20 protein-coding genes and 2 pseudogenes are annotated in these 20,114 nt (G+C 62.0%); 9 read left to right on the forward strand and 13 right to left on the reverse strand.

Going from position 1 to position 20,114, the window contains the following annotated elements; genetic code table 11:
• Positions 1–68 precede the first annotated feature (68 nt).
• On the reverse strand, positions 69–1,238 hold the full coding sequence (locus NKH38_RS12315; RefSeq protein ID WP_352760423.1) for a cystathionine beta-lyase: 1,170 nt from the start codon (positions 1,236–1,238) through the stop codon (positions 69–71).
• Positions 1,239–1,696: 458 nt separating this feature from the next.
• Here NKH38_RS12315 and NKH38_RS12320 point away from each other — a divergent pair, with 458 nt between their 5' ends.
• From NKH38_RS12320 to NKH38_RS12340, 5 genes are all read left to right on the forward strand, one after another.
• A complete protein-coding gene (locus NKH38_RS12320; protein ID WP_023671480.1) occupies positions 1,697–2,725 on the forward strand; it encodes an amino acid ABC transporter substrate-binding protein in 1,029 nt (342 codons plus the stop codon).
• Between the two features lie 62 nt (positions 2,726–2,787).
• Positions 2,788–3,975 (forward strand): amino acid ABC transporter permease, encoded by a 1,188-nt coding sequence (locus NKH38_RS12325; RefSeq protein WP_023671481.1) that lies wholly within the window; start codon positions 2,788–2,790, stop codon positions 3,973–3,975.
• A 4-nt stretch (positions 3,976–3,979) separates the two neighbouring features.
• Positions 3,980–5,137 (forward strand): amino acid ABC transporter permease, encoded by a 1,158-nt coding sequence (locus NKH38_RS12330; RefSeq protein WP_023700666.1) that lies wholly within the window; start codon positions 3,980–3,982, stop codon positions 5,135–5,137.
• A gap of 84 nt (positions 5,138–5,221) precedes the next feature.
• Positions 5,222–6,025, forward strand: a complete 804-nt coding sequence (locus NKH38_RS12335) for an amino acid ABC transporter ATP-binding protein (protein WP_023671483.1) — start codon at positions 5,222–5,224, stop codon at positions 6,023–6,025.
• 105 nt (positions 6,026–6,130) lie between these two features.
• A complete protein-coding gene (locus NKH38_RS12340) occupies positions 6,131–6,796 on the forward strand; it encodes a TIGR02117 family protein (protein WP_352760428.1) in 666 nt (221 codons plus the stop codon).
• A gap of 224 nt (positions 6,797–7,020) precedes the next feature.
• Here NKH38_RS12340 and NKH38_RS12345 read toward each other — a convergent pair whose 3' ends face one another.
• Together NKH38_RS12345 and NKH38_RS12350 are read right to left on the reverse strand one after the other, a co-directional pair.
• The gene (locus NKH38_RS12345) at positions 7,021–8,259 is read right to left on the reverse strand and encodes an FAD-dependent monooxygenase (protein WP_352760432.1); all 1,239 of its coding nucleotides are present in this window, start codon (positions 8,257–8,259) and stop codon (positions 7,021–7,023) included.
• Between the two features lie 19 nt (positions 8,260–8,278).
• Positions 8,279–8,524, reverse strand: a complete 246-nt coding sequence (locus NKH38_RS12350; RefSeq protein WP_023705697.1) for a zinc-finger domain-containing protein — start codon at positions 8,522–8,524, stop codon at positions 8,279–8,281.
• A gap of 233 nt (positions 8,525–8,757) precedes the next feature.
• Between NKH38_RS12350 and NKH38_RS12355 the strand changes: the two genes are divergently transcribed.
• Entirely contained in the window at positions 8,758–10,950 is a 2,193-nt protein-coding gene (locus NKH38_RS12355; RefSeq protein ID WP_023700662.1) for an RNA degradosome polyphosphate kinase, read from the forward strand.
• Positions 10,950–12,482: an exopolyphosphatase gene (gene ppx, locus NKH38_RS12360; protein WP_023684321.1), complete on the forward strand. Its 1,533-nt coding sequence runs from the start codon at positions 10,950–10,952 to the stop codon at positions 12,480–12,482. The genes NKH38_RS12355 and ppx overlap by 1 nt, the downstream gene beginning before the upstream one ends.
• Positions 12,483–12,743: 261 nt before the next feature.
• On the opposite strand, the gene NKH38_RS12365 is transcribed toward ppx, so the two are convergent.
• The 3 genes from NKH38_RS12365 to fumC form a co-directional block, all read right to left on the reverse strand.
• Positions 12,744–13,151, reverse strand: a complete 408-nt coding sequence (locus NKH38_RS12365) for a DoxX family protein (protein WP_023712732.1) — start codon at positions 13,149–13,151, stop codon at positions 12,744–12,746.
• A gap of 137 nt (positions 13,152–13,288) precedes the next feature.
• The gene (locus tag NKH38_RS12370; RefSeq protein WP_023671490.1) at positions 13,289–13,711 is read right to left on the reverse strand and encodes a DoxX family protein; all 423 of its coding nucleotides are present in this window, start codon (positions 13,709–13,711) and stop codon (positions 13,289–13,291) included.
• 248 nt (positions 13,712–13,959) lie between these two features.
• Positions 13,960–15,357, reverse strand: coding sequence for a class II fumarate hydratase (gene fumC, locus NKH38_RS12375; protein ID WP_352760436.1), 1,398 nt, complete (start codon positions 15,355–15,357; stop codon positions 13,960–13,962).
• 495 nt (positions 15,358–15,852) lie between these two features.
• Here fumC and NKH38_RS12380 point away from each other — a divergent pair, with 495 nt between their 5' ends.
• Positions 15,853–15,993, forward strand: a complete 141-nt coding sequence (locus tag NKH38_RS12380) for a hypothetical protein (protein WP_352760615.1) — start codon at positions 15,853–15,855, stop codon at positions 15,991–15,993.
• Here the strand turns inward: NKH38_RS12380 and NKH38_RS12385 are convergent.
• From NKH38_RS12385 to NKH38_RS12410, 6 genes and pseudogenes are all read right to left on the reverse strand, one after another.
• Positions 15,945–16,762, reverse strand: a pseudogene (locus tag NKH38_RS12385) (glycosyltransferase family 10 domain-containing protein). The gene NKH38_RS12380 and the pseudogene NKH38_RS12385 overlap by 49 nt on opposite strands.
• A 272-nt stretch (positions 16,763–17,034) precedes the next feature.
• Entirely contained in the window at positions 17,035–17,232 is a 198-nt protein-coding gene (locus NKH38_RS12390) for an SDR family oxidoreductase (RefSeq protein WP_352760609.1), read from the reverse strand.
• Positions 17,181–17,588, reverse strand: a complete 408-nt coding sequence (locus NKH38_RS12395; protein WP_352760438.1) for an SDR family NAD(P)-dependent oxidoreductase — start codon at positions 17,586–17,588, stop codon at positions 17,181–17,183. Before NKH38_RS12395 ends, NKH38_RS12390 begins: the two co-directional genes overlap by 52 nt.
• Positions 17,581–17,792: pseudogene (locus tag NKH38_RS12400) on the reverse strand (SDR family NAD(P)-dependent oxidoreductase); the annotation flags it as partial. The gene NKH38_RS12395 and the pseudogene NKH38_RS12400, both read right to left, overlap by 8 nt.
• Positions 17,793–17,922: 130 nt before the next feature.
• Positions 17,923–18,147, reverse strand: coding sequence for a hypothetical protein (locus NKH38_RS12405; RefSeq protein ID WP_352760440.1), 225 nt, complete (start codon positions 18,145–18,147; stop codon positions 17,923–17,925).
• A gap of 39 nt (positions 18,148–18,186) precedes the next feature.
• Entirely contained in the window at positions 18,187–18,684 is a 498-nt protein-coding gene (locus NKH38_RS12410; protein WP_352760443.1) for an NIPSNAP family protein, read from the reverse strand.
• Between the two features lie 85 nt (positions 18,685–18,769).
• On the opposite strand from NKH38_RS12410, the gene NKH38_RS12415 reads away from it, so the two are divergent.
• Entirely contained in the window at positions 18,770–19,456 is a 687-nt protein-coding gene (locus NKH38_RS12415) for a TetR/AcrR family transcriptional regulator (protein WP_352760445.1), read from the forward strand.
• Positions 19,457–19,474: 18 nt separating this feature from the next.
• Here NKH38_RS12415 and NKH38_RS12420 read toward each other — a convergent pair whose 3' ends face one another.
• Positions 19,475–20,068 (reverse strand): hypothetical protein, encoded by a 594-nt coding sequence (locus tag NKH38_RS12420; RefSeq protein WP_023727888.1) that lies wholly within the window; start codon positions 20,066–20,068, stop codon positions 19,475–19,477.
• Positions 20,069–20,114: the final 46 nt, after the last annotated feature.

The raw sequence follows: 20,114 nt of genomic DNA on the forward strand, positions 1-20,114 counted from the left end.
AAGTCGCTCGCCAATCCTTTCAACGGGTTGGGCGGACCAGCGGAATCAGCTTCGCAAGTTTGCTGGTGTCATGCCGCAGCGGCCGCTTCCAGCCCGCGCAGGATATCGGCCTTGAGGTCCTCGACATCCTCGAGTCCGATCTGCAGCCGGATCAGCGGGCCGTCATAGGGGCCCTTGGCGACGGTACGGTCGCCGAGGAAGACCGGCACGGCAAGGCTCTCATAGCCGCCCCAGGAATAGCCGAGACCGAAAATTTTCAACGCATCGAGGAAGGCATGCTGCTGTCTCTGGCCGCCGCCTTTGAGCACGATGGAAAAGATGCCGCTCGAGCCGGAAAAATCACGCTTCCACACCGCGTGGTCGGGGTGGCTGGGAAGCGCCGGGTGCAGCACGCGGGCCACGCCGGGCTGGCCTTCAAGCCAGGTGGCAATCGAAAGCGCGCTCTTTTGATGGTGATCCAGCCGAACGCCCATCGTGCGCAGGCCGCGCAGGACTTGGTAGACGTCGTCGGGGCCGGCGCAGCAGCCCATCGTGTAGAACGTCTCGCAAAGCTGCTTCCAGCAGTTGGCATTGGCAGACACTGTGCCCAGCAGCACGTCCGAATGCCCGGCCGGATATTTCGTCGCCGCATGGATCGAGATATCGACGCCGTGGTCGAGCGGACGGAAATAGAGCGGCGTTGCCCAGGTGTTGTCCATCATGACGATGGCGCCCGTTTCATGCGCCGCCTTGGCGATCGCCAGAACGTCCTGCACCTCGAAGGTGTTGGAGGCCGGTGATTCCGTAAACACGACTTTGGTGTTCGGCTTGATCAAGCTGGCGATGCCGGCGCCGACATGCGGATCGTAATACTCGACCTCGACACCCAGCCGCTTCAGCATCGTGTCGGCGAAATTGCGGGTCGGATGGTAGACGGAATCGACAATCAGGATGTGATCGCCTGCCGAGAGAAACGCCAGAAACGGGACGGTCACCGCCGCCAGGCCCGACGGCACGATTATGGTGCCGGCGGAGCCTTCCAGCGCGTCGATTGCATGCGCCAACGCATCGGTGGTCGGCGTGCCGCGTGTGCCATAGGTGTATTTCTGGCTGCGCGCCGCCATCACCGACGCATTGGGATAGAGCACGGTCGAGGCATGCACGATCGGCGGATTGACGAAGCCGAAATAGTCGTGCGGATTGTTGCCCGAATGGGCAAGCCGCGTGTTGATACCCATTTCGTTGCCGTCAGTCGCCATTGCTCTTCGCCTTGTGGTGAAAGCGCTAGCCATAGAGCGGCGGCATTGGCCGTGCAACAGCGGGCGCCCGCCACGCGGTGCCCTTTGCATAGGCCAATTCCCCTATGAATAGTCTGGAACGCGTGGCAATCCAGAGCCGCGGATTTCATGAGTGGATGTGGATTAGCGTCGACGGACTTTGCCGCTTTTGTTTGCGGGGCTTGCTGCTTTCCTGAGGGTGTTGTCCGCAATTCAGGCATTTGCGGCAATTGGTTTTCAAAGCTGTCGTGAAACGGTCATTTCCCTTGACCTCACAGAGATAATCGCCTTCGATGCAGTTCGTGAATGGGAGGGGCCGGGCGTCGGTTACGACGCGAGGTTCCGGAATGAGCCGGATGGGAGCCGGGTTCACGCGGGAAAAGATCAGGATTTGCCTGAGGATCAGGGTTTACCTGAAAACAGAAAAGGGTCTGTGGGTTATGAAACATATTGCAATTGGCATTCTCGGTGCCGCTGCGCTTGGATGGATGGCTTCGGCCGCGTCGGCGACAACGCTCGATACCGTCAAGGCGAAGGGCTTCATCCAGTGCGGTGTCTCGACGGGCCTGGCCGGCTTCTCGGCGCCTGACGACAAAGGCGATTGGAAAGGCATCGACGCGGATTTCTGCCGCGCTGTCGCTGGTGCAGTCTTCGGCGATGCCTCCAAGGTCAAGTTCACGCCGCTCAGCGCCAAGGAGCGCTTCACCGCGTTGCAGTCGGGCGAGATCGATCTCCTGTCGCGCAACACCACATGGACCATCAATCGCGATACCGCGCTTGGCCTGAACTTCATCGGCGTCACCTATTATGACGGCCAGGGTTTCATGATCAACGCCAAGAAACTGCCTGGCGTCAATTCGGCGCTGCAGCTTTCAGGTGCGGCAGTCTGCGTGCAGAGCGGCACCACCACCGAGCTCAACCTCGCCGATTACTTCAAGGCGAACAAGATGGAGTACAACCCGGTCGTCTTCGAAAAGCTGGAAGAGGTCAACGCTGCCTATGACGCCGGCCGCTGCGACGTCTACACCACCGACCAATCCGGCCTCTATGGCATCCGCCTGACGCTGAGTGCGCCGGCCGACCATGTCGTGCTGCCCGAGATCATCTCCAAAGAGCCGCTCGGCCCCGCCGTACGCCAGGGGGACGACCAGTGGTACCACATCGTCAAGTGGACCTACTTCGCCCTGTTGCAGGCAGAGGAACTGGGCATCACCCAGGCCAATGTCGAAGAGATGAAGACCTCGGATAATCCGGAGATCAAGCGCGTGCTCGGTCAGGAAGCCGAAACCAAGATCGGAACCGACCTTGGCGTGAGCAATGACTGGGTCGTCAACATCGTCAAGGCAGTCGGCAATTACGGTGAGATGTTCGAGCGCAATGTCGGCACCGGCAGCCCGCTGAAGATCGCGCGCGGCATCAATGCGCTGTGGACCAAGGGCGGCCTGCAATACGCACCGCCGATCCGCTGATCGAAATGTGATCCGGAAGGCAGATCATCTGCCTTCCGGTTTCTCTTTCCAGGGGATGAGCAATGGCGTCGCAGGAAGTTCTTCGCGAGGAGCCGAGCCGCGGTTCCTTCATCAACGATCCGAAAGTCCGCGGGTTTTTCTTCCAGGCGGTGGTTGTCATCTTGCTGGTGGCGGGCGTCTGGTGGATCGTCCACAACGTCATCGTCAACCTGCAGCGCCTGCATATTACTTCCGGTTTTGGCTTCCTGAACAACCGAGCAGGCTTTGACATTCCAGTCAGGCCCATCGCTTATGATTCCGATTCGACCTATGGCCAGGCCATTGTCGTCGGGCTTATCAACACCATTATCGTCGCCGTTGCCGGCATTATCACCGCGACCATCATTGGCTTCATTGTCGGCGTCGGCCGGTTATCGCGCAACTGGCTGGTTCGCAAGATTTGCACGGTCTATGTCGAGGTGTTCCGCAACATCCCGCCGCTGCTGGTGATCTTCTTCTGGTATTCAGGCGTGCTCGCGGTGCTGCCGGCGCCTCGCGACAGTTTCAATTTGCCGTTCGGCTCTTTCCTCAACCAACGCGGTTTCTATTTTCCGCGCGCTATCTGGGGCGACGGCTCCTGGCTGATGTTTGTCGCCTTGCTTGTCGGCATCGCCATGGCTTTTTTTGTCGCGCGCACGGCACGCCAGCGGCAAATGGCAACTGGCCAGCAGTTTCCCGTATTCTGGACTTCGGCGGCGCTGATCGTCGGCCTTCCGCTCCTGGCCTATGCGCTGAGCGGCTTTCCCTTGAGCTTCGACTTTCCAAAACAATCGACCTTCAACCTGACCGGAGGCTTTCAGATCGGGCCGGAGTTCCTGTCTCTCTATTTGGCGCTGTCCTGTTACACGGCCTCCTTCATCGCCGAGATCGTGCGCGCCGGCATTCTCGGCGTCAGCAAGGGTCAGACCGAAGCGGCTGGCGCCCTGGGGCTGCGGCCGGGATCTATCCTGCGGCTTGTCGTCGTTCCCCAAGCCATGCGGATTGTCATCCCGCCGCTGACCAGCCAGTATCTCAACCTGACCAAGAACTCGTCGCTGGCCATCGCCATCGGTTATCCCGACCTGACGGCGATCGCGGGCACAGTGCTGAATCAGACCGGTCAAGCGGTCGAGGGTGTGCTGATCATGATGGTCGTCTATCTCATCATCAGCCTGGTGACGTCGGCGGTGATGAATGTGGTCAACGCCAGGATGGCGCTGGTGGAGAGGTAAGACCATGCAGGAACATGATACCTCCTGGGTGCGGACCGAAATGGCACTCGCTCAACAAGCCCCGGCCGGCGTGCGGGGGCCTTTGGCCTGGGTTCGCAAGAACCTGATCGGTTCGGTGGGCGACGTCATCCTGACTGTAGTGGCTATTGCGCTGGTGGTGATGATCGTGCCGCCCGTCGTCAACTGGGCCTTCATCAACGCCCAGTGGACGGGGCCGGACCGGACTGTATGCGCCACGGTGGCGCAAGGCGGCATCCAGCCGGACGGCTGGTCAGGCGCCTGCTGGGCCTTCGTCAACGCGAAGTTCGGCCAGTTGATGCTTGGCCGCTATCCCCTGGAAGAGCGCTGGCGGCCGATCCTGGTCGCCGTCCTGTTCGTGGCGCTGCTGGTGCCGTTGCTGATGCCACGCGTGCCGCGCAAGGGGTTGAACGCCATTCTTCTATTCCTGGCACTGCCGATCATCGCGTTCGTGCTCTTGGTCGGCGGCATCTTCGGCCTGCCGCATGTGGAGACCCAGCTATGGGGCGGGCTGCTGGTGACGCTGAGCCTGTCCTTTGTCGGCATTGCCGTGTCGCTGCCGATGGGCATCGTGCTGGCGCTCGGCCGGCGCTCCAAGATGCCGATCGTCAAGACACTGTGCGTGGTCTTCATCGAGTTCGTTCGCGGCATCCCGCTGATCACCGTTCTGTTCTTTGCCAGCGTCATGCTGCCGCTGTTTCTGCCCGCCGGGGTTTCGTTCGACAAATATCTCAGGGCGCTGATCGGCGTCTCGCTGTTTGCCGCCGCCTATATGGCCGAAGTGGTGCGCGGCGGCCTGCAGGCGATCCCCAAGGGCCAGTATGAGGGTGCGGATTCGCTTGGCCTGGGCTACTGGCAGAAGATGGTGCTGATCGTGCTGCCGCAGGCACTGAAGCTGGTCATCCCCGGCATCGTCAATACCTTCATCGGTATGTTCAAGGACACAAGCCTCGTCATCATCATCTCGATGTTTGACCTGCTTGGCGTCGTCAAGCAGAACTTCTCGGACGCCAATTGGGCGACCCCACAGACCGCGAGATCCGGTCTCATCTTTGCAGCCTTCGTCTTCTGGCTGTTCTGCTTCGGCATGTCGCGGTATTCGATGTACACGGAACGCCGGCTCGACACCGGCCACAAACGTTGATGCATGTCGCCCAAAAGTGTTTAGCGGTTTTGGGACAACGACATGCATCATAGCTAAAAGACAGAACAAAAAGGGGAACCTGCCATGGTCATAGAAAACGCCGTCAGCGCCGAAGAGATCAAGGTCGATGCCAAGAAGATGCACATCTCGACCACCGATGTCGCAATCGACATCATCGGCATGCACAAATGGTATGGCGAGTTCCATGTGCTGAAGGACATCAACCTCAAGGTGATGCGCGGCGAGCGCATCGTCATCTGCGGTCCTTCGGGCTCGGGCAAATCGACCATGATCCGCTGCATCAACCGGCTGGAAGAGCACCAGAAGGGCAAGATCATCGTCGACGGCAAGGAACTCACCAACGATCTCAAGAAGATCGACGAGGTGCGCCGCGAGGTCGGCATGGTGTTCCAGCACTTCAACCTGTTCCCGCATCTGACCATCCTGGAGAACTGCACATTGGCACCGATCTGGGTGCGCAAGACGCCGAAGAAGCAGGCCGAGGAAATCGCCATGCACTTCCTCAAGCGCGTCAAGATCCCCGAACAGGCCAACAAATATCCGGGCCAGCTGTCGGGCGGCCAGCAGCAGCGCGTGGCGATCGCGCGTTCGCTGTGCATGAACCCGCGCATCATGCTGTTCGATGAGCCGACCTCGGCGCTCGATCCAGAAATGATCAAGGAAGTGCTGGAGACGATGGTGGGCCTGGCCGAGGAAGGCATGACCATGCTGTGCGTCACCCACGAAATGGGCTTTGCCCGCAAGGTCGCCAACCGGGTGATCTTCATGGATCAGGGCCAGATCGTCGAACAGAACACGCCGGCCGAGTTCTTCGACCATCCGCGCCACGAGCGCACCAAGCTGTTTCTGTCGCAGATCCTGCACTGAGCATTTTCATGCGAACCAAAAGAGCCCGGCCGTAATGCGGCCGGGCTCTTTTGCTATCTGGGGTCGGGGTTGATCTTCTCCATTGAAACACAAAGCCGGCGCCGCATGAGAAAAGCCCTGCGTTTCGTGGCCATGCTGATTATCGTGGTCGCGCTCGCTGCCACGCTCGGCACGCTGGTGCCGCGTCCGCTGTGGCCGGCGTCAGCGGCGGGTGAGGGCACGCGCCATATTCTGGTGCTGGAGAATCCGATCCACACCGACATCGCCATTCCCGTCGATGACGAGGTGCGCCGGCGCTTCCATTTCCTGGTCGCTGCCGGCATCCCTGTCGACGCCCCGGAAGTGCGCTACATCGTCTTTGGCTGGGGCGGCCGGGCCTTCTATCTGGAGACGCCGAGCTGGTCGCAGCTGAAAGCAGTGCCCGTCCTCAAGGCGCTGACACTGGACGCCTCGGTCATGCATGTCGATATCGCCGGGACCATCGCCGAGCCGCACCCTGCTGTCACCGGTTTCGACATCGATGAGGAACGTTTTGCAGCGCTGCTCAACTATATCGACGCGAGTTTCCAGCATGGGCCGCATGGTCCGGTCGTCATCGAGAACGCCGCCTATTCCAGCTTCGACCGCTTCTTCGAGGCGAACGGCCAATTCAACGCGCTTGTCGGCTGTAACACCTGGACAGCCGCCGGCCTGCGCACCGCCGGCCTGCGCACCGGCTGGTGGAACCCGCTGCCGGCCTCGCTGCGATTTTCAATGCGGCTGTATAATTAGCAGCTCCTACGCCGCACCCCGACAGTGTTGGATCTTTTGAAGTCAGCGGGACGGCACCCCCCTCTGGCCAGCCGGCCATCTCCCCCGCAAGGGGGGAGATCAGCCGTTTTGCCCGCGGCGCTCCTGCTGCAACGCCGGCGATTTTGGCGAAGGCGACGGCGACATCCAATCTCCCCCCTTGCGGGGGAGATGTCCGGCAGGACAGAGGGGGGTGGGAAGGATCGCTACGTCGACGATCTGGACTGCCGAGTGTCCGCTCGCCATCCATAGAGCCAGTCGAGGTCGGCGGCGAGCTTGTCGGGCGAGCGCATGGCCAGGAACAGATTGCGGGCGATCGCCACCGGGCCGGCAGCATGCCAGGCGAGGCGGTTTACGGCCCCACGACGCGCGGCCTTGGCGACACGCGGCCGCCGAAGATTTTCCCAGATTTGAAAACTTCTGGGCAGATCGCCAGGGAAATCGGCGATAGCGTCGGCAAGCGTGATGGCATCCTCGATCGCCATTGCCGCGCCCTGCGCGGCAAACGGCGTCATCGCGTGCGCGGCGTCGCCGATCAGCGCGATGCCCTGCGGGCTCGTCCACCGCTTCTGTTCGACGGTGTGGATCGGAAAGGCCGTCCATGGGCCGGCCAGTGCCACAAGCTTCGTCAGGCCCGGCGCGGTGCCGCGCAGGGCAGCCGTGAGGATCGCGGGATCGGCATGGCCCGACCAACCTTCGGCCATGCGCTCACCCTTGGTGAAGGCGGCGAGATTGAAGGCCCGGCCTTTGCTGACGGGGTAGGCGACCACGTGGAAGCCAGGATGCAGGAACGTGGTGACGCAGTCGGCGGCGCCGATCGCGACAAAGGCTTCTCCGGCCGCACCGTCGGCCGCGATCGTGACTCGCCAGGCGAGTTCGCCCGAAAAACGGCTTTTGACGAAGTCCTCGCCTGCGAGTTGCGCCCTGACCGCCGACCAGACGCCGTCGGCGCCGACCAGCAGTTTGCCGCGTGCCTCGATCTCGCGGCCGTCCACTTCGGCGGTCACGGCGACATATTGCGCGTCTTTGACGATGCCGGTCACGCGGGCGCCGGTGATGAGCTCAATCTCCGGCCGTTCAGCCATTTGCGGCAACAGCGCTGCCTGCAGATCTGCGCGGTGAGCAACGAGATAAGGCGACTGCCAGCGCGCATCGGCGGCGCGCCCGAGCGGTACCCGCGCCAGCTCACGCAGCGTCGCTGCATCCTTCAGCACCACCGCTTCGGGCCGCGAGGCTGCCGGCAGCAGCCGGTCGAGAACGCCGAGCTTTCCAAGGATGCACGTCGCATTGGGCGAAAGCTGGATGCCTGCGCCGGCCGCGTCGAGGTGCTGTGCCTGTTCGATCAGCTTTACCGGATAACCCCGTCCGGCGAAGGCAAGGGCAGCGGTCAGCCCGGCGATGCCGGCCCCGGCGATTATGACCTGCCGGGACCTGATGTCTTCCATCGGGCTTGTCGCGGAAGGATCAGGCGGCCTGGTCGATATAAAGGCAACCAGCCGGCAGCGTTTCCGTCGCCCTCAGCTTCGCCGAATAGCGGTAGAGCGTCGAGCAGTAGGGACAGACCTTTTCATTGTCGTCGCCCATGTCGAGGAACACATGTGGGTGGTCGAAGGGCGGGTTGGCGCCGGTGCACATGAATTCCTTGACGCCGATGTCGATTGCCGGATGGCCCGCATCGTTCTGGAAATGGGGAATGGAACCGCCTGCCATCGTCGTCTCCTTGATCTCGTCGAAAAGCATCTGGAACATAACAGGCCTGTTTGCAAGATCGATGAAATGAAACTGTCGCAAAAGCCTGTCAGAGGATACGTTGAGCCGGTTAAGTGCATGTCCCTGAAATCGGAACGGTTTTCGCCGAAGGGTCATGCGTCACAAAAGCGTGTTAGAGGCATGGCACGTCCAACGGCGCTCCAAGGGACGGTTGGCGGGGAAGAGCAGGAACCATGAACGAACTGAAGCCGGTGCAGAGCGAATTCATCAATGTCGAGGTGGCGAGCCCCGAGGGCGGCAACCCCGATCGGTTCGTCAACCGTGAGTTCTCCTGGCTGCAGTTCAACCGGCGTGTGCTCGAGGAATCACAGAACGAGCACCATCCGCTGCTCGAACGCGTCCGTTTCCTGTCGATTTCGGCCGCCAATCTCGATGAATTCTTCATGGTCCGCGTCGCCGGCCTTGCGGGCCAGGTGCGCGAAGGCATTGCGCTAAAGAGCCCCGACGGCCGCACGCCGGAGCAGCAGCTGGAACAATTGCTGCGCGAGGTCGAGCGGCTGCAGGAGGACCAGCAGAACAGCCTTTCGGCGCTGATGTTGCTGCTCAACAAGGAAGGCATTGAGAGCATCACCCGCGATGCACTGACCAAGGATGAAAAAGTCTGGCTGGAAGACCATTTCCAGGACCAGGTTTTCCCGGTGCTGACTCCACTGTCGATCGACCCGGCGCATCCGTTTCCGTTCATTCCCAATCTCGGCTTCTCGATGGCGCTGCAATTGCGCCATCGCAAGAATGGCGAGGAGATGAGCGCGCTTCTGCGCCTGCCGGTGGCGCTGAAGCGCTTCATCCGTCTGCCCGACCGCAAGCAGCACGTTCGCTTCATTCCGTTGGAGGAGGCTGTCGGCCTCTATATCGGCAAGCTGTTCCCCGGCTATGAGGTCAAGGGTTCCGGCACCTTCCGCATCATCCGGGACAGCGATATCGAGGTCGAGGAAGAGTCGGAAGATCTCGTGCGCCTGTTCGAGACGGCGCTGAAGCGGCGCCGCCGCGGTTCGGTCATCCGCATCGAATTCGACAAGTCGATGCCCGGCGAATTGCGCGAGTTCGTCGCCGGCGAGCTTGGCGTCTCTTCGAGCCGCATCAGCGTTCTGACCGGCCCGCTGGCGCTCAGCCAGATTTCCGAGATCGTCGCCGTGCCACGCGACGACCTGAAGTTCACCCCCTACAATCCACGCTTTCCCGAGCGCATCCGCGAGCATGGCGGCGACTGTTTCGCGGCCATCCGCGAGAAGGACATCGTCGTCCACCACCCCTATGAATCCTTCGACGTGGTGGTCCAATTCCTGCGCCAGGCGATGGCCGACCCCGAGGTGGTGGCGATCAAGCAGACGCTCTACCGCACCTCCAACGACAGCCCGATCGTGCGCGCCTTGGTCGACGCGGCCGAGGCCGGCAAGTCGGTAACCGCCCTGGTCGAGCTCAAGGCGCGCTTCGACGAGGAAGCCAACATCCGCTGGGCGCGCGACCTCGAACGCGCCGGCGTCCAGGTCGTGTTCGGCTTCCTCGAACTCAAAACCCATGCGAAAATGTCGCTAGTAGTGCGGCGCGAGGACGGCAAGCTGCGCAACTATGTCCATCTCGGCACCGGCAACTACCATCCGGTGACCGCGCGCATCTACACCGACCTGTCCTTCTTCACCACCGATCCGACGATCGCGCGCGATGTCGCCCAGCTGTTCAACTTCATCACCGGCTATGCCGAGCCGACCGATGAGATGCGGATCGCCATCTCGCCGTTTACGCTGCGCAGCCGTATCCTCAAGCACATTGCCGACGAGGTCGCCTACGCGCTGGCTGGCCGTCCGGCGCGCATCTGGATGAAGATGAACGCGCTCGTCGATCCCAACATCATCGACGCGCTCTATGACGCCAGCCGTGCCGGCGTCGAGATCGATCTCGTCGTGCGCGGCATCTGCTGCCTGCGGCCGCAGGTGCCCGGCCTGTCGGAAAACATCAGGGTCAAGTCGATCGTCGGCCGCTTCCTCGAACACAGCCGCATCTATTGCTTCGGCAACGGCCATGGCCTGCCGTCGGACGAGGCGATCGTCTACATCGCCTCGGCCGACTTGATGCCACGCAATCTCGACCGCCGCGTCGAGACCATGGTGCCGATCACCAATCCGACGGTGCATGAACAGATCCTTGGCCAGATCATGCTGGGCAACATCATGGACAACCAGCAAAGTTTCGACGTATTGGCTGACGGAACCTCCCGGCGCGTCGTGCTGGAGGAGGGTGAGGAACCGTTCAACGCGCAGGAATATTTCATGACCAATCCGAGCCTGTCGGGACGGGGTGACGCGCTGAAGTCGCATGCGCCCAAGCGCATCGCGCAGTTCAAGCGTCGCAAGAAGAACACCGGCTGATGATTTCAACGTCCCAAGGCCGGCTGCAGGATCGCCGGCCGCTGTCCATCATCGACATCGGCTCGAACTCGATCCGCCTTGTCGTCTATGAAGGGCTGGCGCGCTCGCCGACCTTGCTGTTTAACGAAAAGATGCTGGCCGGTCTCGGCCGCGGCATCGTTTCGACCGGCAAGCTCGATCCCGAGGCGGTGACGCGCTCGATGGAGGAGTTCCGCCGTTTCCGCGCGCTCTCCGACCAGGCGGGTGCGGAGCACATGTTTGTGCTGGCAACGGCCGCGGCCCGCGAAGCGATCAACGGCCCCGATTTCATCCACCGGGCCCAGGATGTGCTCAAGACCGAGATCCGCGTGCTCACTGGCCGGCAGGAGGCGCATTATTCGGCGCTTGGCGTCATTTCGGGCTTCCACCCCGCCAATGGCATTGCCGGCGATCTTGGCGGCGGCAGCCTGGAGCTTATCGACATCAATGGCGAGGCGATCGGCGACGGCATCACGCTGCCGCTGGGTGGCCTGCGGCTGCAGGACATGGCCAGGAATTCGCTCGCCCAGGCGGCAAAGATCACCCGCGACGAACTGGCGCGCGCCAAATTGTTGAAGGGCGGGCCGGGACGGCCCTTTTACGCCGTTGGCGGCACCTGGCGAAACCTTGCCCGGCTGCACATGGAAATGACCAACTACCCGCTTGGCGTCATGCACCACTATGAGATCGGTGTCGAAAGCGCCGCCAATTTCCTGAAGCAGGTGGCGAAAGGCGAGATCGAGAAGGTCAAGGGCATCGAAGGTGTGTCGAAGAACCGCCGTTCGCTGCTGCCCTATGGCGCGGTCGTGCTGCAGGAGATCATGGCGGCGATGCAGCCGTCGAAGATTATCGTCTCGGCATTGGGCGTGCGCGAAGGGTTTCTCTATTCGCTGCTCGACCCTGCCGAGCAGAAGGCCGATCCGCTGGTCTCCGCTTCGGAGGAACTGGCGCGGCTGCGGTCGCGCTCGGTCACCCATGCGCATGAGCTTGTCGAATGGACGGACAAGACCTTTGCCGCCTTCGGCATCGACGAGACGGAGGATGAGGCGCGCTATCGCCACGCTGCCTGTCTGCTGGCCGATATAGGCTGGCGCGCACACCCGGAATATCGCGGCAAGCAGTCGCTCAACATCATTGCCCACGCCTCCTTCATTGGCGTCGATCACCCCGGCCGTGCCTTCCTGGCGCTGGTCGGCCTGTTCCGCCACGAAGGCGTGTTCAACGATGCGGCGCCGGAAATCCGCGGCCTGGCGACGCCGCGCTATCTCGAGCGCGCCCGCATCCTGGCGGCGGTGCTGCGCGTCGTCTATCTGCTGACGGCGGCCATGCCCGGCGTCATGCCGCGGCTGAAATGGGAAAACCGCGGCAATGGCACGTTGGCGCTGGTGCTGCCGGCCTCACTTTCCGATCTTTACGGCGAACGCCCGGCCGGACGGCTGGCGCAACTGGCGCGGATCACCAACCGCCGGCTGGTGCTGGCGGTCGAGGGTGGGCAGAGCGTGTCGGTGAAGTAGGCGCGGCCTGACAGCAAAACCATGTCGTCGTCGGCCTCGCGTTCGAGCACCGGCTTCCTCAATCCGTCGCTGCTTCGCAGCGCCACCTCCCCCTCCGGAGGGAAAGGGAAGGGAGCCTCGTTGGAAAGCGTTGGCGGCACTAGGCTCGCGCCCTTCCTCTACCCCGTCGATCGGGGGAGAGGTGGCTCGACGAAGCCGAGACGGAGTGGGGGTCGACCTGGCACGGGCGTCGATGGTTCAACCGGACGATATTTGACGATATCAGACCGCGGCGCGGCGCCCGTCGATCGACCAGGCCCCGGCGCCGGCCATGGCTAGCGCCAGGAATCCACCGGCGATGGCAATATCCTTCATCAGCATCTGCTGGTGCAGGAAGGTGAGCATCGGGTCATCGCCGCCCTGGCCGTAGTGGCCGATGGAGCCTGCAACGATGCAGAAAGCGGCAAGAAGTATCGCAACGACCGGCGTCTGAAAGCCGACCAGTATCAAGAGACCGGCAATCAACTCGAACAGCCCGGTGCCCCAGGCGGCAAGCGTCGGCAATGGCATGCCGAGGCCGGCGAAATAGCCGGTCGTCCCGGCAATGTCGGCGAGCGCGTGGTAGCCGGAGGGAACGAGCAGGGCGGCGAGCAGCAGCCGGGAAATCAGAAGCAATGCATCGCGGGGCATGGTCATCTCCGTTGTCTGTCCGCAGGCTGTTTCGAGACCGATCCTAGCAGGGATGGGGCGGGCGCGCGCTTGGGCAGACAACGAAAAAGCGGCGTGGAAAATTCCACGCCGCTTTTTTCAGGCTTGGGAGGGAAAGCTCAGCCGCGCTTGGCGTCGATCGAGTAGGCGCCAGGGCCCGAGGAAGCCAGCAGCAGGAAACCGCCGGTGATGGCGACGTTCTTCAGGAAATGGATCATCTGGTTCTGGTCGGCCCAGCCGGTATGGGCGACAAAGGCCGAGGCGATGGTGAAGACCGCGAGCACCCAGGCGGCGATGCGGGTCTGAAAGCCAACGAGCACGGCAAGGCCGCCGAGCAATTCGATCAGGCCGACGACAATGGCCGTTATGGTCGGCACCGGCAGGCCCATGGCGCCGAAATAGCCGGCGGTGCCGGAAATGGCGGTGAGCTTGCCGAAGCCGGAAAGCAGGAAGATGGCGGCGAGCAGGATGCGGCCGAGCAGGATGGTGGTGGAGCTGTTGGACGCGATGCCGGCGCCGGCAGCGGAAGTGTTGATGGACATGGTGGCTCTCCGAAACGGGTTGATGTCCCGTCAGATAGACCAAGCCGACTGTTCACCAAAGCCGCCAGTCCGGCGACACATTGTTCACAGGACGTACATTTCGGGATCGTTCGACCGACGCAAAATTCTTGTCGCGGCCAGCAGCGGCGGGAGCAAATTGTCCCGCCACACAATTCGGATTTCTAGTTGACGCAATTCCAAAGAGGAAGGGCTGCGCGCTTCGAGGAAGGCACTTCCCCTGGAATCGCTTAACCCGGATGCGTCATGTCCTCCGGCCGCACCAGCCGGTCGTAGTCTGCCTCGCTGACCAGCCCGGTGGCCAGTGCTTCCTCGCGCAAGGTGGTGCCCTTCTTGTGCGCGGTCTTGGCGATCTTGGCGGCATTGTCGTACCCGATCGTCGGCGCCAGCGCCGTCACCAGCATCAGCGAGCGGTCGAGCGCGGCCTTGATGTTGTCTTCTCGCGCCTCGATGCCGACGACGCAATTGTCGGTGAAGGAGATCGAAGCGTCGGCCAACAGCTGCACCGACTGCAGGAAGTTGTAGGCCATCAGCGGGTTGTAGACGTTGAGCTCGAAATGGCCCTGGCTGCCGGCGAAGGTCAGCGAGGCGTTGTTGCCGAACACCTGCACGCAGACCTGCGTCAGAGCCTCGCATTGGGTCGGGTTGACCTTGCCCGGCATGATCGAGGAACCCGGCTCGTTTTCCGGCAGCGACAGTTCGCCGAGGCCCGAGCGCGGGCCGGAGCCGAGGAAGCGGATGTCGTTGGCGATCTTGAAGAGGGCGGCGGCCGCCGCGTTGATGGCGCCATGCGAGAACACCATGGAATCGTGCGCGGCGAGCGCCTCGAACTTGTTCGGCGCGGTGACGAAGGCGATGCCGGTGATTTCGGCGATGCGCGCCGCCACCTTTTCCGCAAAGCCGACCGGCGCGTTGAGGCCGGTGCCGACGGCGGTGCCGCCCTGCGCCAGTTCCTGCAGGCCGGGCAGCGTCATCTCGATGCGCTTGATCGAAGAGGCCGCCTGCGCGGCGTAGCCGGAAAATTCCTGGCCCAGCGTGAGGGGTGTCGCGTCCTGCGTATGGGTGCGGCCGATCTTGATGATGTGGGCGAAGGCCTTCGTCTTGACCTCGAGCGCAGCGTGCAGATGCTTCAGCGCCGGCAGCAGATCGTGCACGATGCGCTCGGCGCACGCGATGTGCATGGCTGTCGGGTAGGTGTCGTTCGACGACTGGCTCATATTGACGTGGTCGTTAGGGTGCACCGGCTTCTTCGAGCCCATGACGCCGCCCAGAAGTTCGATCGCCCGGTTGGAGATCACCTCGTTGGCGTTCATGTTGGACTGCGTGCCCGAGCCGGTCTGCCAGACGACCAGCGGGAAATGATCGTTCAGCTTGCCGTCGATCACCTCTTGCGCCGCCTCGATGATCGACTTGCCGACTGCCGGATCGAGCCGCTTCAACTCCATATTGGCTTCCGCCGCCGCTCGCTTGACGATGCCGAGCGCACGCACGATCGAGGCCGGCTGCTTTTCCCAGCCTATCCTGAAATTGCCGAGGGAACGCTGCGCCTGCGCGCCCCAGTAACGGTCGGCGGCAACCTCGATGGGGCCGAACGTGTCGGTTTCGGTTCTGGTCCTGGCAGCGGTCACTTGTCTCTCCGACGATCGAATTCGGCAACGGCGTATCGCGTTGCACAATGGCCTTCAAGCAGAGATTGCGGCCGGCAGGCAGTAAATCGGTTGAAGCAGTAGCGCCGCCCTTCGGGATCCTGCACCCTCCACTTTCATGTGAAGGAAATTGCTCCTCAGTGCGGCTTGATCCCATGAAGTGGACGGAAACTTGCGGATTTAGCTCGATAAGATCATGTCGAGCTGGCGGATTGCTCTACGCAAACTTCCCCGAGGATCAGCGATGCGCAATTCATGTCTACCTACTCTACCTACGAGCGACGCTGCCACACAAACTACCATCCGTGCCGGCGTCTCACTGGCAACAGCAGCGATGAGGTAGCTTATGCACTTGTCCTTCTGTTCAGTTTCCCGACCAAAATCCGGCATCGCATCTGGATCGAGCTTCGGATCGCGAAACCGAGAATTTCAAGTCCACCCTGGGAGCGCCTCCACATAGCCTCGGAGATTTCCAAGATGCATGGCGGCAAGGTCGAAGCCGTCTCGACGTCGCAAGAGACGCTCTTTGTCCTCCGTATTTTGCTGAAAGCGCGCCTGATCGCGGACCGTCAGCTCGGAACCTTTTTCCTCCAACGGCGCAGCTTTGTCCTGAGATAGGATCTATAGCCGAACGGAAGTGTTCGCCGTCCGGAAGGCGTGCTTGTCCGCGCCTCCAGACGCTGGCGCACGACGCTCATCAGTCTGCAGAACGCGGGTGTTTCCAATGATTGCACCCGTTTGACGAGGTTGTCGGGCAATGGCTTTGAGCGCCAGTCGAAATAAGCCTCGTAGTCTTGCGGCGTTGCGATCAGGTGCTGGAGATAGGCTGCAAGATCGCTGGCGCTGGCGAAGGCACTGGCGTCAATAAAGGAGTGCTCCGGAACGAATCGTCCACATTGGGAGCGCCAAGGTAGATCGGCACCGTGCCCGCCATGAACGCGTCATAGATTTTCTCGGTGACATAGTCGGCCTCGATCGAGTTCTCCATGGCCAGGCAGAATTTGTGCCGCGCAATGGTTTCGATCTTGGTCTTCGAGCCCAGATCGGGGCCAGAGACCGATCGGTTGTTGCGATATCGGCCATAAGAATCGATCTTGATGTGGCGCGCCAGTTCGTTCGCCAAATCGACACGGCCGCTATAATTCAGGCCGGCCGACTGGAAGAGTGCGACCGGCGCTTCTTCCGTTTTCGGTACGATTGGTCTGGCCAGCGCATCTTTCCACCACACCGCACGCGGAAGGTAGGGCACCCAGACATCGGACCGGGATTCATGCGTCATGATGATATCGAAGTGCCCCATGGTTTTGGGGTCGGCAAGTCGCTTGTAGTTTTGGCCGCATTCCATCGACCAGGCGACCCCAATATTGACCAGGGTATTTGTAGGCATCGCCAACTTCGCGAAAGTTCGGAATATGGAAGACGACTGCCGCGGCCTCGGAAATCCGTCGTTTGTCCAGTGTCCACCGCCCGGGCATTTCGCACTGTATCGACGCGATATCGACGGGTTTGCTGAAGAACGTTGTGTAGAAGAGGATCAGTGGATCGATAGACGGCATGGCACCACGAATGTCTGAAGCATTGCTCAGTCTGCAGACAGACGCGGTATCGGAAGTTTGGTCAAGTGCTCCGCTTGTTCGAGGCAGAGGGCCGTCCAAACGGTCACCCCGCCGTATACCCGCCATCGATCGCGAAAATGCCGCCGCTGGTCCACGCCGCCTCGTCGCTGGCGAGATAGACGGCGATGCCGGCAAGATCGCTGGTCTGGCCGATGCGGCCGAGCGGGTAGCTGCGCTCGACATAGGTTTTCAGCTCGGCCTGCGCTGCCGCCGGCAGGTTTTCGATCGACTTGCGCCGCATGGCGGTGTCGACGTGCCGGGCGCAATCGCATTGACCCTGATGCCGCGCGGACCAAGCTCGAAGGCCAGCGACTTGGTCAGCGAATTCAGCGCGCCCTTGGACAAGGAATACAGGCTCGACGGCCGCTTCGGGATCATCTTGTCGGCGAAGTAGGACGAGATGTTGATGACGGAGGCGTTGGCGCCGAGATGCGGCAGCAGCCGCTGGGTAAGGAAGAACGCCGCCGTCACATTGAGCGCGAAGGATTGCTGGAAGAGGTGCTCGGTGACGGTCTCGAACGGCACCAGATAGGACGCCGGCATTGTTGACGAGGATGTCGAGTGGGCCGGTTGCTTTCGCGCGATCGACCACGGCATCGATGCCGGAAGAGGTCGAGAGATCGGCAGACTGGGTGCCGACGTTGCCCGCCGCCGCAAGTGTCTCGCGGGCGGTCTCGAGCTTGCTGTGTCGCGACCGACGATCAGCACGTCGGCGCCCTCGCGCAAGAAAGCTTCCGATATCGCCAGGCCGATGCCGTCCGAGCCGCCGGTCACCAGTGCTCGTTTGCCAGAAAGTCTCATTGAAGGCCAAGTCGCATCGAATGCTCTCGCTGTATTGCCCGCGTCACGAAGGCAATGCCGATCGGCGAGGGCGGTCAAGCCGCCGGCCTATCGCTCAGTATGAACTTCGGTTGGCCGCGTGCCGATCCGGTTACCGCAGCAGCGACTGCGACGTCGGCGTCAGGCGCAAGGTTTCGGTCCGCCAGGTCACATCGGCCGCTTGCCATTGGGGCGAAGCGGCAACTGCGGCTTCGTAACTGGCATGCGCCTCGGGACTGTCGAAACCCGTCACCGCGATAAAGACGTTTTCGCTCAAGCGCACCGGCAGGCGGGGAAAGCTGTTTTCGGCGTGCTCGGTGATGAAGGCGCCAAGCAACCGTCCGCCGGCGCCGATAAGGACCGGAACGGCATCCGTTTAGAAATTGCCGGCGAAATCGGCTTCGGCGCCAGACCGCAGATGATGAATCTGGATGACAACAACACCGGTCAAGCCATTGTCTGCGCTTGGCTTTCCATCCGCCGGCATGGCGCCTCGCTGCGCGCCTGACAGATCGAAGCCGGCGCCTGGCCATGCCGGCTTCAAGAGCAGCACATCGTCGGAATCGATCATCGTCGCATTGGCGGCGTCGCGGTGCGCCGTCCACACCGGCCCGTCATAGAAGGCGGTGAGCGCCTGCTTCCGCGCTTCCATGCCATCGAAGCCGCGCAGCCAGACGAACATGTCGGGGCGGTCGAGGTCGCGGAACTGTCCGATGATGGTCATGCCGGCGTGTTCCTGGCCTTCGATGAACCGACTGTCGAAGATGTCGATCAGCGTCTCGCGCCGGCCCGGCTTCAGCGTGTACTGCCGCAACTCGACGACAGGCGAAGCGAGCAGGCTTGCCGTCGCAGGCGCATTCAGGGGTACGGTCATTGTGTCGTCTCCAAAAAACAGGATGATCATCCGGTTTATAAAACAGACCGGTTGTCCTGTTTTGTCAATCTGCTATCGTTGGCAAATGTCAGCAGAGATTGCTCGGGCTCCGAAAGGGCCGCCGCGAAAACGCACCAACGATCCCGAAGGGCTGCGCAACAAGGTGCTCGATATCGCCGAAGCGTCGTTCCAGGCGCGTGGCTATCATGCATCCGCTCTTGGCGAGTTGATGACGACCGCAGGCGTCAGCGGCGGCGCGCTGCATCATCATTTCCCGACGAAGAAGGCGCTCGCTCTGGCGGTGATCGAGGAGCGCGTGGCAGCGGCCCTCGATGAAACCTGGATCAACCCTGTACGGGCGGCAGGCTCGGCGCGCGAAGGCGTGCGCGCGGTGTTCGAGGCGGTGGCGACCGAGCTTGAGCAGCAAGGCTTCGTGCGCGGCTGTCCGCTCAACAATCTGGCGCATGAACTGTCGCTCGCTGACCCGGATTTCCGCGCCGCTCTGGACGTTATCTTTGCCGGATGGCGTCAGGCGGTTGCCGACAAGGTGCGAGCCGACCAGCAGTCGGGGAGGGAGCAGGGCACCGACCCCGAGCGCTTTGCGGCACTCGCCATCGCCGCCTATTCCGGCGCCATGTCGATGGCCAAGGCGGCACAGGATGCCAGCGTGCTGCGCGATTGCCTGGCCGAACTTCAGGGCAGCTCAACGCCGCCATTCCCGAGCAGAGCGAAGCGGCGTCGCAGGATCCTGCTGCGGCCGGGAAAACCTTGAGGCCGGAACTGCGCTGTTCTAGTTGGAAAGCGGCTTGATCGTCTCGTAACCGTTCACCGATTCCGCGCTGGTCCCTTCGTCGTAACGCCGGGCGAGAGACGCTTGCAGATCGGGAGCATAAAGCGCGGTGAATGTGTCCAGCGTTTCGCCGGCGCCGTTCTTGAAGGTCTCCGTGACCGCCAGCACGTTGTATTTGCAGCCGCCGACGCTGAACGTCTCCTTGCCCTTGACGACCAGGCTCAGTGTCTTGGTGCTCTTCGGCTGCTTGTTCGGCGACAACTCGACGAATTCGATCGTGCTCTTGGCTCCCGTCTTCAGCGGAAACAGTTTTCGCAGATCGGAAAACGGGATCGTCGCCACCCGTCCGGTATCGCTGTCGCGAAACACTTCGACCAGGCCTGCAAACAGGAACTGTGTCTGCGGTGATTGCGATTCGTAGGTGTTGGCGACGGACACCATGCCGCCGGCCACCGGCCGAAACTCGCTGCGGACGCCTGGCATTTCCAGAACGAAGCCGGCCTTGGCCGATTTTGCGTCGACACAATCGGCGGCATGCACCGCAGCCCCCGGCAGCAACCCAGCCAGCACCACGCCTATCGAAACGGCTCTCATGAAATCCTCCCCTCTGCTTGTATTTGCTGCGCGCCAGCATGACCCA

The organism is Mesorhizobium sp. M1078 (assembly GCF_040318615.1).
GTDB lineage: Bacteria > Pseudomonadota > Alphaproteobacteria > Rhizobiales > Rhizobiaceae > Mesorhizobium.

Coding starts and splice junctions, on each gene's coding strand:
- NKH38_RS12415 (WP_352760445.1), top strand. CDS start 18,770: ATGTCAGCAGAGATTGCTCGGGCTCCGAAAGGGCCGCCGCGAAAACGC.
- NKH38_RS12350 (WP_023705697.1), bottom strand. CDS start 8,524: ATGGCAGGCGGTTCCATTCCCCATTTCCAGAACGATGCGGGCCATCCG.
- NKH38_RS12410 (WP_352760443.1), bottom strand. CDS start 18,684: ATGACCGTACCCCTGAATGCGCCTGCGACGGCAAGCCTGCTCGCTTCG.
- NKH38_RS12335 (WP_023671483.1), top strand. CDS start 5,222: ATGGTCATAGAAAACGCCGTCAGCGCCGAAGAGATCAAGGTCGATGCC.
- NKH38_RS12345 (WP_352760432.1), bottom strand. CDS start 8,259: ATGGAAGACATCAGGTCCCGGCAGGTCATAATCGCCGGGGCCGGCATC.
- NKH38_RS12325 (WP_023671481.1), top strand. CDS start 2,788: ATGGCGTCGCAGGAAGTTCTTCGCGAGGAGCCGAGCCGCGGTTCCTTC.
- NKH38_RS12315 (WP_352760423.1), bottom strand. CDS start 1,238: ATGGCGACTGACGGCAACGAAATGGGTATCAACACGCGGCTTGCCCAT.
- NKH38_RS12395 (WP_352760438.1), bottom strand. CDS start 17,588: ATGCCGTGGTCGATCGCGCGAAAGCAACCGGCCCACTCGACATCCTCG.
- NKH38_RS12365 (WP_023712732.1), bottom strand. CDS start 13,151: ATGCCCCGCGATGCATTGCTTCTGATTTCCCGGCTGCTGCTCGCCGCC.
- NKH38_RS12340 (WP_352760428.1), top strand. CDS start 6,131: ATGAGAAAAGCCCTGCGTTTCGTGGCCATGCTGATTATCGTGGTCGCG.
- NKH38_RS12330 (WP_023700666.1), top strand. CDS start 3,980: ATGCAGGAACATGATACCTCCTGGGTGCGGACCGAAATGGCACTCGCT.
- NKH38_RS12390 (WP_352760609.1), bottom strand. CDS start 17,232: ATGCGGCGCAAGTCGATCGAAAACCTGCCGGCGGCAGCGCAGGCCGAG.
- NKH38_RS12320 (WP_023671480.1), top strand. CDS start 1,697: ATGAAACATATTGCAATTGGCATTCTCGGTGCCGCTGCGCTTGGATGG.
- NKH38_RS12370 (WP_023671490.1), bottom strand. CDS start 13,711: ATGTCCATCAACACTTCCGCTGCCGGCGCCGGCATCGCGTCCAACAGC.
- ppx (WP_023684321.1), top strand. CDS start 10,950: ATGATTTCAACGTCCCAAGGCCGGCTGCAGGATCGCCGGCCGCTGTCC.
- NKH38_RS12380 (WP_352760615.1), top strand. CDS start 15,853: ATGCATGGCGGCAAGGTCGAAGCCGTCTCGACGTCGCAAGAGACGCTC.
- NKH38_RS12420 (WP_023727888.1), bottom strand. CDS start 20,068: ATGAGAGCCGTTTCGATAGGCGTGGTGCTGGCTGGGTTGCTGCCGGGG.
- NKH38_RS12355 (WP_023700662.1), top strand. CDS start 8,758: ATGAACGAACTGAAGCCGGTGCAGAGCGAATTCATCAATGTCGAGGTG.